This is a genomic window from Sabulicella glaciei (assembly GCF_026183895.1).
GTDB lineage: Bacteria > Pseudomonadota > Alphaproteobacteria > Acetobacterales > Acetobacteraceae > Roseococcus > Roseococcus glaciei.
In genome coordinates this window covers 73,994-88,506 of the sequence record NZ_JAPFQI010000013.1, presented here as the reverse complement: position 1 = coordinate 88,506, position 14,513 = coordinate 73,994, and the positions used below count along the sequence as shown (strand labels likewise).

The following is a 14,513-nucleotide window of genomic DNA, read 5'->3' as shown; positions in this document are numbered from 1 at the left end:
GACCTGGGGCCTTGCCTTTGCCCAAGGAGGCGGCATCACTGCCCGCCGATGAAGCTTCTCCTCCTCAACGGCAACACCGACCCCGCCATCACCGAGCGCCTGGCTGGAGCCGCCCGCGCCCTGTGCCCGCACGAGGTGGTGCCGGCGACTGTGCGTTTCGGGGCACGCTACATCGCCACCCGCGCCGCCGCCGCGATCGCCGCCCATGCGGTGCTGGACACGCTGGCCGAGCGCGTGGGGCGCGGCAACGGGGAAGGCTTCGACGCCGCGATCATCGCCTGCTTCGGCGATCCGGGGCTGGAGGCGGCGCGGGAGGCGCTGCCCATCCCGGTGCTCGGGCTCGCGGATTCCTCCATCTCCGCCGCGCTGCGGGTCGCGCCCACCGTCTCGCTGCTGACGGGCGGTGAGGCCTGGGTGCCCATGCTGCGCGAATTCGCCCTGCTGCGCGGCCACGGACCGGACCGGGTGCGCGTCGCCGCCGTGCCGCCCACCGGGGACATGATCGCCCGCGAGCCCGACCGCGCCCTGGCCCTGCTGGCCGAGGTGGCGCAGGAAGAGGCGGCGGCAGGCGCCGGATGCCTGGTGCTGGGCGGCGCCGGCCTTGTCGGGCTGGCGCCTCGCCTCCGCCCGCTGGTGCCGGTGCCGGTGCTGGACTGCCTGGAGGCAACGCTGGAGGACCTGCCCGGCGCGCGGCCGGGCACGGCGCCGATGCAGCCGGCGCCTTCGGTGGGTCTCTCCGCCCCGCTCAGTCGGATTCTGGCGGGATGACGTTGGTGCGCCGCCCGCGCACCAGCACGTCGCGCATGGTTTCCGCCGCCTTGAGCCGGATGTCGTCCCAGGCTTCGGGCGAGTGGAAGGCGATGTGCGGCAGGATCAGGAGCCGGCCGCGGAGCCAATCCTCCCCCGCCCGATAGGCCTGGAGCAGCGCGGGCTCGGGCACGGGCGGCTCCACCGGCAGGACGTCCAGCCCCGCGCCCGCAATGCGGCCGGAGCGCAGCCCGGCCTCCAGCGCGTCCAGGTCGAGGATGGGGCCGCGCGCCGTGTTCACCACCACCGCGCCCTCCGGCAGCGCCGCGAGTTCCGCCGCGCCGACCAGGCCGCGCGTGTCCCGCGTCAGCGGGCAATGGATGGACAGCACGTCGGATTCGCGCATCAGCGCCTCCAGGCTGTCCATCCGCGTGAGGCCCAGCGCCCGGTCTGCGCCGTTGGGCAGATAGGGGTCGAAGAAGGACACCCGGAAGCCCAGCGCCTTGGCCCGCAGCGCCGCCGCCGTGCCGATCCGCCCGAGGCCCAGCACGCCGAAGCCCTGGCCGCGGAAACGCCGCACGATCGGCGAGCGGATGACGCCCCAGGGGCAGGGCGGGTCGGCGCGCATCGCGTCGTGATACAGCGGCAGGCCGCGCCGCAGCGCCACCGTCATGGCGATGGCGGTGTCCGCCACCTCCTCGGTCCCGTAATCGGGGATGTTGCAGACGGTGATGCCGCGCCGCGCGCATTCGGCGCGGTCCACCCGGTCGTACCCGACGCCCATGCGGAGCACGACGCGCAGCTTGGGGAAGCGGTCCAGCGCTTCCTTCGGCACGGCCATGCGCAGCGTCATCAGCGCATCCGCCTGGTCGCAGAGTTCCTGCGGCAGTTCCAGCAGCGACTTCTTCGCGTTGCCCTGGAGGACGCGGATCGTGTCCCCCAGCACGCGCTGCTCCAGCGCGGTGTCGGGGTAGAGGGATTCGGGTTCGAGGAGGGTGAGCAAGGACTTTCCTTATCGTTGGTCGCGGAAGCTGAAGGCCATGGCGAGGCTGACCGCCGTCGCCGCCATGATGATGAAGGCAGGCATCATCTCATCACCACTCCGCGCGATCAGGAAGGCCGCGACCAGCGGCGCGCAGCCGCCCAGCGCCCCCAGCGCCAAGTTCTGCCCCAGCGCCATGGTCGTGCAGCGCAGGTCGGCCGGCGCGGCGCGCATCAGCGCGACCGGCAGCGGCGCGAGATACAGCCCCACCAGCACGACGAAGCCCAGCTGGCCGAGCTGTATCATCAGCGGCTCGGGATGGTGCATCAGCAGGAAGAGCGGCCAGGTGGCGATGAGCGCGGCGACCAGCACGACGCGCATCACCGCGAACTGGCCGAAGCGATCCGCGAGCCACCCGCCCAGGACCACCATTGGCAGCATCAGCGCCATGGAAAGGGTGTTGATCTCCAGCGCCGCGGCGGGCGGGATGCCATCCACCACCTGCAGCCAGGACACGAGGTAGACGAAGACCAGGTAGAAGGCGACGCCGGCAAAGGCGGCGAGCCCGGTCATGCGCGCCACGAGCCCGCCCTGGGTGCGCAGCACGGCGCGCAGCGGCGCGGCGTGGCTTTCGCGCGAAGGCGCCTCCACCATGTGGCGGCGGAGCAGGAAGCCCGCCAGCGCGACGACGGCGCCGAACAGGAAGGGGATGCGCCAGCCCCAATCGGCCAGCGCCTCGGGCGACATGACGGCGTTCAGCAGGGCGCCGGTGCCCGAACCCAGCAGCAGACCGCCCCCGGCACCGGCCGCGACGGCGGAGATGGTCAGGCCCTGGCGGCCGGGCGCCGCGTGCTCCGCCACGAAGACCATGGAGGCGGTGAACTCCCCGCCCACGGACAGGCCCTGCATCATCCGCAGCAGCACCAGCAGAGTGGGGGCGAGGATGCCCAGCGTCTCGTAGCTGGGCAGCAGGCCGATCAGCACCGTGGGAACGGCCATGGTGACGATGGAAAGGTTGAGCGCCGCGCGCCGCCCGTGCCGGTCGCCGATGGCGCCGATCAGCGCGCCGCCCAGCGGACGCATCAGGAAGCCGATGGCAAAGACGCCGAAGGTGGCAAGGATCTGCGCCGTGGGGTTTTGCGCCGGAAAGAAATGGCGGCCCAGCACGGCGGCGAAGTAGCCGAACACCGCGAAGTCGTACCATTCGAGCACGTTGCCGACGACGCCCGCCGCGATGATGCGGCTGCGCGGATGAGAGGTGGTCATATTCAACCCCTGGTTGCGTTTTCCGCGCGATATCGGCTTCGCACGGGCCGCAACAGAGGAGGTTTACGGAGAAGCGGGCGCTTCGCTCACATCGTCGCGCCCAGCACCCAGGGCGCGAACTCCGCATCCCCGAAGCCCAGCGCCTCGCTCTTGGTGCGCTCGCCGCTCGCCACGCTCAGCATGTGGCGGAAGATGCGCGCGCCGCACTCCTCCACCGTCTCGCTTCCGTCCAGCACCGTGCCGCAATTGATGTCCATGTCCTCTTCCATGCGCTGGAACATCGGAGTGTTGGTGGCGAGCTTCAGCGACGGCGCGGGCTTCATGCCGAAGACGCTGCCGCGTCCGGTGGTGAAGCACATCAGGTTCGCGCCACCCGCCACCTGGCCCGTGGCGCCCACCGGGTCGTAGCCGGGCGTGTCCATGAAGACGAAGCCCTTGGCCGTCACGGGCTCCGCGTAGCGCACTACCTCCACGAGGTTCGTCGTGCCCGCCTTGGCCATGGCGCCCAGCGACTTTTCCAGGATGGTGGTCAGCCCGCCCGCCTTGTTGCCCGGCGAGGGGTTGGCGTTCATCTCCGCCCCCTCCCGCTCCGTGTACTCCTCCCACCACTTCATGATGTCCACGAGCTTCTCGCCCACCGCGCGGCTGGTCGCGCGGCGGGTCAGGAGGTGCTCGGCGCCATAGGTTTCGGGGGATTCGCTGAGGATCACCGTGCCGCCATTCCGCACCACGAGGTCGGAGGCGAAGCCCAGCGCCACGTTGGCCGAGATGCCGCTATAGCCGTCGCTGCCGCCGCACTGCAGCGCCACGCAAAGCTCGCTCGCCGGCACTGCCTCTCGCCGCGCCGCGTCGGCCTCGGCGAGCACTTCCTTCACGAATTCGATGCCGGCTTCCACGGTCTTCCGCGTGCCGCCGCTTTCCTGGATGTTGAGCGTGCGCAGCCGCCCGGCGAGGCGCTGCTCCTCCAACAGCCCGCCCAGCTGGTTCACCTCGCAGCCCAGCCCGATGGCGATGACGTGGGAAAAGTTCGGATGCCGCGCGAAGCCCGCGAGGGTGCGGCGCAGCACGCGCAGCGGCTCGCCCTCCGTCATGCCGCAGCCGGTCTTGTGGGTCAGCGCCACCACTTCGTCCACGTGCGGAAAGGCCGCAAGCTTGTCGGGCCGGTCGCCGAACGGGTCGCGCGCGAAGTGCCGCGCAATGAGGTCGGCCACATGCGCTGAGCAGTTGACCGAGGTGATGATGCCGATGCTGTTGCGCGTCGCCACGCGCCCGTCGGCGCGGTGATAGCCCAGGAAATGCGCCGGAACCTCGGCGGGGGCGGTGGGCCGGGCATCCACGCCGAAGGCGTAGTCGCGGCTGAAATCGCCCATGGCGCAGTTCTGCGTGTGCACCCATTCGCCGGGCGCGATGGCTTCCGTGGCGAAGCCGATGATCTGGCCGTAGCGGCGGATCGCCTCGCCCGGCGCGTGGCCGCGCGTGGCGACCTTGTGCCCGGCCGGGATGCGCGCGCGGGCGACCACGTTGGGCGCGACCGGCGTGCCGGGCGGCAGGGCACGGCGGGCAATGACCACCCCGTCCTCGGCGTGCAGGCGGATGACAGGCGGCGCCTCGGCGATCGCGTCCATGGATGTTCCTCCCTTTCCCGCCAGATTGCGCCGGGCGGCCACAGGGCGGAAGGGGGATCAGCGCCCGCGGATCAGCACATAGTTCACCGTCAGCTCGATCGTCACGGTGGGGTCGGAATTGGCCGGAAAGGCGGGCAGGCGCGCGCCGTTGAAGGGCCGCGAGGTGGCGCTGTTCAGCGAGGGCGAGGTGGAGGGCATCGTCATCCGTACCCCGCGCACCGTCCCGTCCGGATTTGCGGTGATGGTGACGCGCACCGCCCCGTCCTCGCCGCGCTGCGCCGCGTCGATGGGGTAGTGGATGTTCTCCTCCAGCCAGCGGCGGAAGGCGGCGCGCCAATCGGCGCCGACCTGCGCGCCGCTGACGCGCGCCATCGGGTCGGTGGTCGCGCGGCCCTCGGTGAAGCGCGGGTCCAACGAGGTGTCGAGGCCACGGCTGCGCGGCCGCCCCGCCGGCGGCGCCGACCGTCCGCCCAGCTGGAATCCGTCGGGCACGGTGATGCCGGGCAAGGGCGGGCGGGGCGCGGGACGCGGTTGCGCCTGCTGGCGCGGCGGGGGCGGGGCCTGGACGGGCGGCAGCGGCAGGTCGAAGCGGTCGGGCAGTTGCAGCGCCGTGGGCGGCACGAACTCCACCGCGGGCGGGGGCTGCGCCAACAGGGGAGGCGGCGGCTCCAGCCGGGGCGGAACCGGCGCCGGTGGCGGCGGTGGTGGGCCTGGCAGTGCTTCTGCCAAGGGCGGTGGGGGTGGTGCGGCGGCCGGGGGGACCGGCGCGGTGCGCTCCGGTGGCTCCGGCGGTGGCGGTGCGGCCGGCGGGCGGGGCACCGGGGCCTCGGCCAGGGCCGGAGGAGGTGCCGGAACCGGGACCGGCGGCGGGGCCTCGGCGATGGGCGATTCGATCGGCGCGGGCACGGGCGGCGGGGCCGGGACTGCCGGGGGCGGCGGCACGGAATCCGGCATGGGCGGTGCCGTCGGCAGGGGCGGGGCCTCCATCCCTTCCGCCGGTTCCTCCTCCGAACGTTCCGGCTGGCCGCCCTCGAACACCATGTCGAAGGAGGGTGGCGGCAGGGTCGGGTCGCTCATCGGTCGCGGGTCGGGCCAGAGCAGCAGCGCCGCCACCAGCCCGGCATGGAGCAGCAGCGAGGCGAGGACCGAGGCGCCGAAGGGCCAGGCGGCGGCCGGGCGCGAGGCGCGCCAGCGGCCGGAGGCATCGGCGGCGAGGGCGGTCGGCGCCAGGGGCTCGCGCCGCGCCGTCCCGCGCCGGAGCCGGGCGAGGAAGGGCGAAACCTCGTTCACGCGCGCGTCCGGGCCATCAGCCTCGGCTTATCGCAGAATGACGCGGCGCGGAAACCTCGCGCGGATACCCAGGCCGCCCATATGGCGAGGCATGACGATGCTCCGCCGCTCCCTTCCCCTGCTTCTCGCCCCCGCCCTGGCCCGCGCGCAGGATGCCACGGCGGTGCGCACCGGGCGCGGCGCGGTGCGGGTGACGGAGTGGGCCAGCGGCTTGTCGCATCCCTGGGGCGCGGCGCTGCTGCCCGATGGCGGGCTGCTGGTGACCGAGCGACCGGGCCGCCTGCGCTACGTCGCGCCGGACGGGCGGGTCTCGGCGCCGCTGGCGGGGGCACCGCCCGTCGTGGCGGAAGGGCAGGGCGGGCTGCTGGACGTGGCGGTGCCGCCCGATTTCGCCCGGTCGCGCGAGGTGTTCCTTTCCGCCGCCACGCTGGTCGAGGGCGGCGCACTGACCCGGCTCTGGCGTGCCCGCCTGGGACAGGCGGGGCTGGAGGCGCTGACGCCGGTGCTGGACGCGGCCCCCGCCCAGCCCAGCGGGCGGCAGCATTACGGGAGCCGCGTCCTCGTCTCGCCGGACAACGCCCATCTCTTCATGACCACGGGCGACCGCAACCAGGATCGCGAGCGGGCGCAGCGCCCGGGCGACCTGGCCGGCAAGGTGCTGCGGCTGACGCGGGACGGGCGCGTGCCGGCGGACAATCCCTTCGTCGGCCGGCAGGGCGCGCGCGGCGAGGTGTGGAGCCTGGGCCACCGCAACCCGCAGGGCCTCGCCTTCAACCCCGCCACGGGCTCGCTGATCCTGGCCGAGTTCGGCCCGCGCGGCGGGGACGAGCTGAACCTGATCCAGCCCGGACGGAATTACGGCTGGCCGCTCGTGACCACCGGGCGGGAATACTGGGGCGGGCAGATCGCGGGCGGACGTACGGCCGGGCCCGGCTTCACTGACCCGATCCGGTTCTGGACGCCGGCCGTCTCGCCCTCCGGCATCGCCTTCGCGCCCCGGGATGGGTTCTGGCGCGGCGACCTGTTCATGGCCTGCCTGAATCCCTCCGGCCTTCTGCGCCTACCTATGCAGGGCGACGTGCCGGGCGAGGAGGAGCGTCTGCTGTGGAACCAGGTGCGGATGCGCCAGGTGGTCTTCGCTGCCGACGGCGCGCTGCTGATCCTGACCGACGAGAATCGCGGGCGCATCCTGCGCGTCACGCCGGGCTAAGGCCCGGCGCGCAGGGCCTGGCTGGCGGGATAGGACCCGGCGCGCGGGGCTTGGTTGCCGCCGCGCTAGGGTCCGGCAGGCAGGGCGCCTCGCCACGATCCTCTTGCTTCCGGCCGCGAGGCTGCGCCACGCTCGTTTCGCTAGCGTCCAAGGAAGCAAGGAAACAATGGAACGTCGTCACCTGCTCGCCGGCTCGGCGGCCGCAGCCGCGCTTGCCGCGCCCAATCTCGCCTCCGCCCAGCCGCGAATCCGCTGGCGCATGCCGGGCTCCTTTCCCAAGTCGCTCGACACGCTCTACGGCACGCAGGAACGAATCTGCCGCCGCGTCGGCGAGATGACGGACGGCGCCTTCCAGATCCTGCCCTTCGGCCCTGGCGAGGTGATGCCGGCCCTCTCGGTGATGGACGGGGTGGGTTCCGGCACGGTGGAGTGCGGCTACACCTCCGCCTACTACTACCTCGGCAAGGACCCGGCGCTGTCCATCGCCACCTGCCTGCCCTTCGGCATGTCCTCGCGCCAGCTCTGGTCCTGGCTGCAGGAAGGCGGCGGAAGGGCGCTGCTGGCCGATGTCTACCGGGACCAGGGCGTCATGGCGATCCCGGCCGGCAACACCGGCGCGCAGATGGGCGGCTGGTTCCGGCGCGAGATCAACACGGTGGGCGACCTGAACGGGCTGAAGTTCCGCATCGCCGGCCATGGCGGCGCGGTGCTGCAGAAGCTGGGCGTGGTGGCGCAGCAGATCCCCGGCCCCGACCTGTACCCGGCGCTGGAGCGCGGCGTGATCGACGCGCTCGAATGGGTCGGCCCCTATGACGACGAGAAGCTCGGCTTCCAGCGCGTCGCGCGCTTCTACTACGCGCCCGGCTGGTGGGAGTATTCGCCCTCCATCGACCTGATGATCCATCCCGCCGCCTACGAGGCCCTGCCCAACCACTACAAGGCGATCCTGGAAGCCGCCTGCACCGAGGCGTGGCACTGGATGATGGCGCGCTACGACCATCTGAACCCGCAGGCGCTGCGCCGCCTCGTGGCGCAGGGGACGCAGCTTCGCGTCTTCTCGCGCGACATCCTTTCCGCCTGCTACCGCGCGGCGCAGGATCTGTATGCCGAGATCGGCAGCAGCAACGCGCGGTTCCGGCGCATCCACGCCGAGTGGGACAAGTATCGCGTGGAGGAGGTGCAGTGGTTCCGCCTCGCGGAGGACACGCAGGCAAACTTCCTCGGCCTCATGGCGCAGCAGCAGCAGCGCTGACCTGGCGGGGCGGGGTCAGAAGGCGGCGCGGACCTCGCCCTCCACCACCTCCACGGCGACGGGTTCCAGCACGTCGCCCATGCAGGGTCCGGAGATGCACTCGCCATCCTCCACCCGGAAGCGCGCGCCATGGGCGGAGCAGACGATCAGCTCGCCCTTGCGGTCGAGGAAGCGGTCCGGCACGGGGTCGAGCGGCACGCCCACATGCGGGCAGGAATTCACGTAGGCGAAGACGCGCTCCCCCCGCCGCACCACGAACATCCCGATGAAGGAGCCCGGCGGCCCGCTGAACCCCTTGGCGCCGCCATCCGGGATCTCCTCGAACCGGCAGAGCGCACGCATCGGTGCGCTCACGCCGCCGCTTCCGCCGGGACCAGCCCTCCCATCTCGCAGATCACCTGCCAGTGCGCCGGCTCCAGCGCCATGCAGGACAGGCGGGACTGGCGCACCAGCGGGATGCCCTCCAGCCGCTTTTCCGCCCGGATGGCGGCCAGGGTAACGGGGCGGGGCAGGGGGCAGACGGCGCGCACGTCCACGCAGACCCAGTTGCCCTTCGTGGCGGTGGGGTCCGGATAGGCGGTGCGGACCACCTCGACGATTCCGACCACCTCCTTGCCGATGTTGGAGTGGTAAAAGAAGGCGCGGTCGCCCAGTTCCATGCCGCGCAGCACGGCGGCGGCCTGTGCGTTGCGGACCCCCGTCCAGGGCTCCACGCCGCGTGCCACCTGCTCCTCCCAGGAGAAGGCGTCCGGCTCGGATTTCAACAGGAAGAACCGCATCCCCGTCCCTTGCATTGATTCGCCGCAAATCCACGTCCGTGCGCCCGGCATGGCGCCCCATCCGTTGCGCGGACGGTCCCGCGCTTCATTTCAGGCAGGGTAGCGCCTATTCTCACGGTTGTGGACACCTCGCCCCGCACCCTGGCGGCCGCGCCCCCGGCGCCAGGCCGCCTGCACCGCTTCGCCAATCCGGGCCGCTTCCTGCGGCTGACGGATGCCTGGCTGCTGCCGCTTGCCGTCGCGGCGGCCCTGACGCTGGGCGGGGCGGCGGCCTGGGCGCTGTTCCTGGCGCCGCCCGACTGGCAGCAGGGCGAGACGGTGCGTATCATGTTCGTCCACGTGCCGATGGCCTGGCTGGCCATGGGCGGCTATCTCGGCCTTGCCATCCTTTCAGTGATGTCGTTGATCTGGCGCCACCCGTTGGCCGACTTGGCCGCGCGGGAATTGTCGCCCGTGGGCGCGGCGGTGACGGCGCTCTGCCTCGCCACCGGCTCGCTCTGGGGCAAGCCCATGTGGGGGACGTGGTGGGTTTGGGATGCCCGCCTCACCTCCGTCCTGGTGCTGTTCTTTCTCTGGCTCGGCCATGCCGCGCTGGTGCGCGCCTTCGACGACATAGAGCGCGGGGCGCGCATGGGCGCGATCCTGGCGCTGGTCGGCGTGGTGAACCTGCCGGTCGTGAAGTTCTCCGTGGATTGGTGGAACACGCTGCACCAGCCCGCCAGCGTCACCCGCGCCGCCGCGCCCGGGATGCACGTGGACATGCTCTTCCCGCTGCTGGCCTGCACGATCGGCTTCGGCCTGGCCTTCGCCGCCGTGGTGCTGGCCGGCACCCGCGCCGCGGTGATGGAGCGCCGGGTGCGCGCCCTGCAGATGGCCGCCGCACGCCGCATGGAGGCCGTTGCGCCATGACGCAGCATTGGTGGCACGTCGCCCTGTCCTGGGGGCTTTCGCTCGGGACGTTCCTGGTCCTCGCCCTGCTCGCCGCCGCGCGCCACCGCGCGGCGAAGCGCCAACTGTCCCGATTGGAGCCGCGCCGATGACGCGCAAGCGCCGCCGCCTCTACGTCCTGCTGCTGTGCGGCCTCGGCATCGGCTCGGCCGCCGCGCTGACGCTGACCGCCTTCCAGGACAACCTCGTCTTCTTCCGCTCCCCCTCCGACATCGCGGCGGAGCGCCCGCCCGAGGGCCGCGCCTTCCGCCTGGGCGGGCTGGTCGAGGCCGGCAGCGTCGAGCGCCACGGCGCCTATGATGGCCGCCCCGCCATCCGCTTCCGCGTGACGGACGGGCAGCACACCGTCCCCGTGGTCTTCACCGGCGTCCTGCCGGACCTGTTCCGCGAGGGGCAGGGCGTCGTCACCCAGGGCATCCTCGGCACGGACGGGGTGTTCCGCGCCCGCGAGGTGCTGGCCCGCCACGACGAGACCTACATGCCGCCCGAGGTCGCGGACGCGCTGAAGCGCGCCGGCCACTGGGACCCGGCGCAGGGCGCACCGCCCCCGGCCGCCGAGTGGAACACGGCCCGGCCGCGCTCATGATCCCCGAACTCGGGCATTTCGCCCTGATCCTGGCGCTGATGCTGGCCCTGGCGCAGTCGGTCCTGCCGCTCTGGGGCGCGCAGGCGCGCGACGCGCGGCTGATGGAATCCGGCCCGCCCCTGGCGCTGGCGCAGATGGTGGCTGTCGGCGCCGCCTTCGCCGCCCTGCTCTGGGCCTTCGTGACCAACGACACCACCGTGTCCAACGTGGTGGCGAACAGCCATTCGGCGAAGCCGATGATCTTCAAGCTCTCCGGCGCCTGGGGGAACCACGAGGGGTCCATGGTGCTCTGGGTGCTGGTCCTGGCCCTGTGCTCCGCCGCCGTGGCGGGGTTCGGGCGCGACCTGCCCTCGGCGCTGCGGGCGCGGGTGCTCGCGGTGCTGGGGATGATCTCGACCGGCTTCCTGCTGTTTATCCTGGCCACCTCTAACCCCTTCGACCGGGTCTGGCCGCCGCCGCTCGACGGGCAGGGGCTGAACCCGCTGCTGCAGGATATCGGCCTCGCCCTGCACCCGCCGCTGCTCTACCTCGGCTATGTCGGCTACGCCGTGACCTTCGCCTTCGCCGTGGCGGCGCTGATCGAGGGGCGGGTGGACGCCGCCTGGGGCCGCTGGGTCAGGCCCTGGAGCCTCGCGGCCTGGAGCTTCCTGACGCTGGGCATCGGCCTCGGCTCCTGGTGGGCGTATTACGAGCTGGGCTGGGGCGGCTACTGGTTCTGGGACCCGGTGGAGAATGCCTCGCTGCTGCCCTGGCTGGCCGGGACGGCGCTGCTGCATTCCGCGGTCGTGGTGGAGAAGCGCGAGGCGCTGAAGATCTGGACCGTGCTGCTGGCGCTCCTGGCCTTCGCCCTGTCGCTGCTCGGCACCTTCCTCGTGCGCTCGGGCGTGCTGAACTCGGTGCATGCCTTCGCCTCCGACCCCGCGCGCGGCGTGTTCATCCTCGTCCTGCTGGGGATCTACATCGCCGGGGCCTTCGCCCTCTTCGCCTTCCGCGCGCCGGCCATGGCGCCGCAGGGTGTCTTCGCGCCGGTGTCGCGCGAGGGCGGGATCGTGCTGAACAACCTGCTGCTCTGCTCCCTTTGCGCGGTGGTGCTGGTGGGCACACTGTACCCGCTCTTCCTGGACCTGCTGGCGGGGCGGATGATCTCGGTCGGGCCGCCCTTCTTCAACCTCGCCACCCTGCCGCTCGCCCTGCCGCTGGCCATGGCCATGGCGGCGGGGCCGCTTCTGGCCTGGAAGCGCGCCGCGCTCTGGCCCGTGATCCAGCGCCTGTGGTGGGCGGCGGCGCTCGCGCTGCTCGCCTTCCTGCTGGCAATGTTCCTGGCTGGCGCGCCGGTCATGCCCGCGCTGGGCTTCGCCATCGGCCTGTGGCTGATCGCGGGGGCGGCGACCGACATCCTCGACCGCTCGGGGTTGGGCCGCACCGGGATCGGCAACGCGCTGCGCCGGGCGGGGGGCCTGCCGCGCGCCGCCTGGGGCGCCGCCATCGCCCATGCCGGGGTCGGCGTCACCGTGCTGGGCATAGCCGGGATGGGGATGGCGACCGAGAAGCTGATCGCCCTCACCCCCGGCGCCTCCACCGAGTTCGCCGGGTATGAGTGGCGCCTCGAAGGGGTGCGAGACTTCCAGGGAGCCAACTACACGGCGCGCCGCGCCACGGTCACCGTGCTGCGCGACGGCCGCACCGTGCAGGTGATGGAGCCTTCCAAGCGCTTCTTCCCCATCGGCCGCACCACCACCACCGAAACGGCGATCCGCACCAATGGGCTGCGCGACCTCTACGCCGTGCTGGGCGAGGAGCGGGACGGCGCGGACGGGCGGCGCGAGGCGGTGCTGCGCCTGCACTACAACCTGCTGGCCCCCTTCCTGTGGATCGGCTCGCTGATCATGGCGCTGGGCGGCGGGCTGTCCCTCACCGACCGGCGGATGCGCGTCGCCGCCCCCGCCCGCCGCGCCGCGGCGCAGGGCGCGCCGGCATGAGCGCGATGTCGCCCTCGCGCCGCCGCGTCCTGGTCTATGCGCCGCTCGCCGTCGCCGGGGCGGCGGGGCTGGGCTTCTGGGCCATGCTGCGCGGCCTGCAGGACGGGTCCTTCAACCCGCGCGGCGTCCCCTCGGCGCTGATCGGCCGCGCGCCGCCCGACTTCGCCCTGCCGGAGGTGGAAGGGGCGGGACTGCCCGCCTTTGCGGCCAGCGACTTGCGCGGGACGGGGCGGCCCGTGCTGGTGAATTTCTGGGCCTCCTGGTGCGTGCCCTGCATCATCGAGCATCCGCAGCTCATGGCGCTGCATCGCGAGGGCGTGCCGGTGCTGGGGGTGAACTACAAGGACCGCCCGGCCGATGCCCGCACCTTCCTCGGCCGCCACGGCAATCCCTTCGCGCGGCTGGGCGCCGATCAGCCCGGGCGCGTCGCCATCGAATGGGGCGTGTACGGCGTGCCGGAAAGCTACGTGATCGGCCGCGACGGGCTGGTGAAGTGGCGCTGGGCCGGCCCCATCACCGCCGAGATGATGCCGGAGCTCCGACGGCTCCTCGCATGACACGCATCCTTCTGCTTCTCGCGCTGCTGCTGGCAGCGCCCGCGCTCGCCCAGGTCGGCGACACCACCTACCGGCTGGAGGACCCGGCGCTGGAATCCCGCGCCCGCGCCGTCGGGCGGGAGTTGCGCTGCCTCGTCTGCCAGAACCAGAGCATCGAGGACAGCGACGCCAGCCTCGCCCGCGACCTCCGCATCCTGGTGCGCGAGCAGATCGCCGCCGGGGCGACGGACGAGGAAACGCTGCGCTTCGTCCACCAGCGCTACGGCGACTTCGTCCTGCTGCGCCCGCCCGTGGGGGTCCACACGATCCTGCTCTGGGCGACGCCTTTCCTGTTCCTGGGCGGCGGGCTGGCCGCCATCCTGCTGATGCGCCGCCGCCGCGCCGCCACGGGGATCGGCGACGCGGAACTTTCGGCGGAAGAAAAGGCGCGCCTCGCGCGGCTGGAAGGCCCCCCGCCCCCGTGACCTGGCTTGCCCTTGCTCTTCTCGCCGCGCTGGTCCTGCTGCCGGTCCTGCTGGCGACCCTGCGCCCGCCGCGGCCGCGCGGCCGGGCGGAGGCGGACCGCGCCCTTTATGCCGCGCAGATCGCCGAACTGGACACGCAGCGCGCCGAAGGGCGGCTGGACGAGGCCGCGCACCGCGCCGCGCTGGTCGAGGTGCAGCGTCGCCTGCTCAACGCCCCCGCACCGGAGGAGTCGGAGGCCACGCTGCGCCCCGCCCCCGCGCTGCTGCTCGCCCTGGCCCTGATCCCCGCCGCCGCCGTGGGCACCTATCTGTGGCGCGGCACGCCGGGCATGCCCTCGGCCACCCTGGCCCAGCGCAACGAGGCGGTGAGCCGCGACGACACGCTGATCGCCACGCTGCGCGAGCGTCTGGCCCGCGCCGACATCAACTCGGAGATGGGGCGCCAGGGCTGGATCCTGGTCGGCAATGCCGAGCGCAACCGCGGCCGCTTCGCCGAGGCCGCCAAGGCCTGGACCCGCGCCCTGTCCGCCCGCTTCGACCCCGGCCTGGCCGGCGACCTCGCCGAAGTGGAGATCGAGCGCGGCGCGCTGGAGGAGGCGCGGCGCTGGCTGGGCGAGGCGCTGGCCGCCCAGCCCGGCGACCCGCGGCTGCGCTTCCTGTCCGGCATGGTGGAGGCTCGCGCCGGGCGGCCCGAGAATGCCCGCGCCACCTGGCGCGCCCTGCTGGCCGATGCCCCCGCCGACGCGCCCTGGCGGGAACTGGTGGAAGCGCGGCTGCGCGCCCTGCCTTGACGCACCCCCTCTCCGCCGGGCATCGCCCGGGGGAACG

The 14,513-nt window shown here is 72.9% G+C and carries 16 protein-coding genes; 10 read left to right on the top strand and 6 right to left on the bottom strand.

The window, feature by feature from the left end; genetic code table 11:
- Positions 1-48 precede the first annotated feature (48 nt).
- A complete protein-coding gene (locus tag OF850_RS15665) occupies positions 49-768 on the top strand; it encodes an aspartate/glutamate racemase family protein (RefSeq protein ID WP_301591220.1) in 720 nt (239 codons plus the stop codon).
- Here the strand turns inward: OF850_RS15665 and OF850_RS15660 are convergent.
- From OF850_RS15660 to OF850_RS23735, 4 genes are all read right to left on the bottom strand, one after another.
- On the bottom strand, positions 746-1,750 hold the full coding sequence (locus OF850_RS15660; RefSeq protein WP_301591219.1) for a C-terminal binding protein: 1,005 nt from the start codon (positions 1,748-1,750) through the stop codon (positions 746-748). The genes OF850_RS15665 and OF850_RS15660 overlap by 23 nt on opposite strands.
- Before the next feature lie 9 nt (positions 1,751-1,759).
- A complete protein-coding gene (locus tag OF850_RS15655) occupies positions 1,760-2,995 on the bottom strand; it encodes an MFS transporter (RefSeq protein WP_301591218.1) in 1,236 nt (411 codons plus the stop codon).
- A gap of 86 nt (positions 2,996-3,081) precedes the next feature.
- A complete protein-coding gene (locus OF850_RS15650) occupies positions 3,082-4,620 on the bottom strand; it encodes a UxaA family hydrolase (protein ID WP_301591217.1) in 1,539 nt (512 codons plus the stop codon).
- A 57-nt stretch (positions 4,621-4,677) separates the two neighbouring features.
- A complete protein-coding gene (locus tag OF850_RS23735; RefSeq protein WP_301591216.1) occupies positions 4,678-5,910 on the bottom strand; it encodes a TonB family protein in 1,233 nt (410 codons plus the stop codon).
- A gap of 91 nt (positions 5,911-6,001) precedes the next feature.
- Here OF850_RS23735 and OF850_RS15640 point away from each other — a divergent pair, with 91 nt between their 5' ends.
- Together OF850_RS15640 and OF850_RS15635 are read left to right on the top strand one after the other, a co-directional pair.
- A complete protein-coding gene (locus OF850_RS15640; RefSeq protein ID WP_301591215.1) occupies positions 6,002-7,120 on the top strand; it encodes a PQQ-dependent sugar dehydrogenase in 1,119 nt (372 codons plus the stop codon).
- 166 nt (positions 7,121-7,286) lie between these two features.
- The gene (locus OF850_RS15635) at positions 7,287-8,372 is read left to right on the top strand and encodes a TRAP transporter substrate-binding protein (RefSeq protein ID WP_301591214.1); all 1,086 of its coding nucleotides are present in this window, start codon (positions 7,287-7,289) and stop codon (positions 8,370-8,372) included.
- 15 nt (positions 8,373-8,387) lie between these two features.
- Here the strand turns inward: OF850_RS15635 and OF850_RS15630 are convergent, their stop codons facing one another.
- Both OF850_RS15630 and OF850_RS15625 read right to left on the bottom strand, forming a co-directional pair.
- Complete coding sequence (locus OF850_RS15630; protein WP_301591213.1) at positions 8,388-8,726, bottom strand: Rieske (2Fe-2S) protein; 339 nt, start codon at positions 8,724-8,726, stop codon at positions 8,388-8,390.
- Positions 8,723-9,151, bottom strand: coding sequence for an EVE domain-containing protein (locus OF850_RS15625; RefSeq protein WP_301591212.1), 429 nt, complete (start codon positions 9,149-9,151; stop codon positions 8,723-8,725). The genes OF850_RS15630 and OF850_RS15625 overlap by 4 nt, the downstream gene beginning before the upstream one ends.
- A 120-nt stretch (positions 9,152-9,271) precedes the next feature.
- On the opposite strand from OF850_RS15625, the gene OF850_RS15620 reads away from it, so the two are divergent.
- The 7 genes from OF850_RS15620 to ccmI are packed head-to-tail and all read left to right on the top strand — an operon-like array spanning position 9,272 to position 14,476.
- On the top strand, positions 9,272-10,060 hold the full coding sequence (locus tag OF850_RS15620) for a heme ABC transporter permease (protein WP_301591211.1): 789 nt from the start codon (positions 9,272-9,274) through the stop codon (positions 10,058-10,060).
- On the top strand, positions 10,057-10,191 hold the full coding sequence (locus tag OF850_RS15615) for a hypothetical protein (protein ID WP_301591210.1): 135 nt from the start codon (positions 10,057-10,059) through the stop codon (positions 10,189-10,191). The genes OF850_RS15620 and OF850_RS15615 overlap by 4 nt, the downstream gene beginning before the upstream one ends.
- Positions 10,188-10,685, top strand: a complete 498-nt coding sequence (gene ccmE / locus OF850_RS15610; RefSeq protein ID WP_301591209.1) for a cytochrome c maturation protein CcmE — start codon at positions 10,188-10,190, stop codon at positions 10,683-10,685. Before OF850_RS15615 ends, ccmE begins: the two co-directional genes overlap by 4 nt.
- A complete protein-coding gene (locus tag OF850_RS15605) occupies positions 10,682-12,664 on the top strand; it encodes a heme lyase CcmF/NrfE family subunit (RefSeq protein WP_301591208.1) in 1,983 nt (660 codons plus the stop codon). The genes ccmE and OF850_RS15605 overlap by 4 nt, the downstream gene beginning before the upstream one ends.
- Entirely contained in the window at positions 12,661-13,221 is a 561-nt protein-coding gene (locus OF850_RS15600; RefSeq protein WP_301591207.1) for a DsbE family thiol:disulfide interchange protein, read from the top strand. The genes OF850_RS15605 and OF850_RS15600 overlap by 4 nt, the downstream gene beginning before the upstream one ends.
- Positions 13,218-13,685 (top strand): cytochrome c-type biogenesis protein, encoded by a 468-nt coding sequence (locus OF850_RS15595; protein WP_301591206.1) that lies wholly within the window; start codon positions 13,218-13,220, stop codon positions 13,683-13,685. Before OF850_RS15600 ends, OF850_RS15595 begins: the two co-directional genes overlap by 4 nt.
- Positions 13,682-14,476 (top strand): c-type cytochrome biogenesis protein CcmI, encoded by a 795-nt coding sequence (gene ccmI / locus OF850_RS15590; RefSeq protein WP_301591205.1) that lies wholly within the window; start codon positions 13,682-13,684, stop codon positions 14,474-14,476. The genes OF850_RS15595 and ccmI overlap by 4 nt, the downstream gene beginning before the upstream one ends.
- The last annotated feature ends 37 nt before the right edge of the window (positions 14,477-14,513 follow it).

Excerpts from the sequence above, each read along its gene's own strand:
- OF850_RS15665 (WP_301591220.1), top strand. The coding sequence starts at position 49 with ATGAAGCTTCTCCTCCTCAACGGCAACACCGACCCCGCCATCACCGAG.
- OF850_RS15655 (WP_301591218.1), bottom strand. The coding sequence starts at position 2,995 with ATGACCACCTCTCATCCGCGCAGCCGCATCATCGCGGCGGGCGTCGTC.
- OF850_RS15650 (WP_301591217.1), bottom strand. The coding sequence starts at position 4,620 with ATGGACGCGATCGCCGAGGCGCCGCCTGTCATCCGCCTGCACGCCGAG.
- OF850_RS15640 (WP_301591215.1), top strand. The coding sequence starts at position 6,002 with ATGACGATGCTCCGCCGCTCCCTTCCCCTGCTTCTCGCCCCCGCCCTG.
- OF850_RS15635 (WP_301591214.1), top strand. The coding sequence starts at position 7,287 with ATGGAACGTCGTCACCTGCTCGCCGGCTCGGCGGCCGCAGCCGCGCTT.
- OF850_RS15625 (WP_301591212.1), bottom strand. The coding sequence starts at position 9,151 with ATGCGGTTCTTCCTGTTGAAATCCGAGCCGGACGCCTTCTCCTGGGAG.
- OF850_RS15615 (WP_301591210.1), top strand. The coding sequence starts at position 10,057 with ATGACGCAGCATTGGTGGCACGTCGCCCTGTCCTGGGGGCTTTCGCTC.
- ccmE (WP_301591209.1), top strand. The coding sequence starts at position 10,188 with ATGACGCGCAAGCGCCGCCGCCTCTACGTCCTGCTGCTGTGCGGCCTC.
- OF850_RS15605 (WP_301591208.1), top strand. The coding sequence starts at position 10,682 with ATGATCCCCGAACTCGGGCATTTCGCCCTGATCCTGGCGCTGATGCTG.
- OF850_RS15600 (WP_301591207.1), top strand. The coding sequence starts at position 12,661 with ATGAGCGCGATGTCGCCCTCGCGCCGCCGCGTCCTGGTCTATGCGCCG.
- OF850_RS15595 (WP_301591206.1), top strand. The coding sequence starts at position 13,218 with ATGACACGCATCCTTCTGCTTCTCGCGCTGCTGCTGGCAGCGCCCGCG.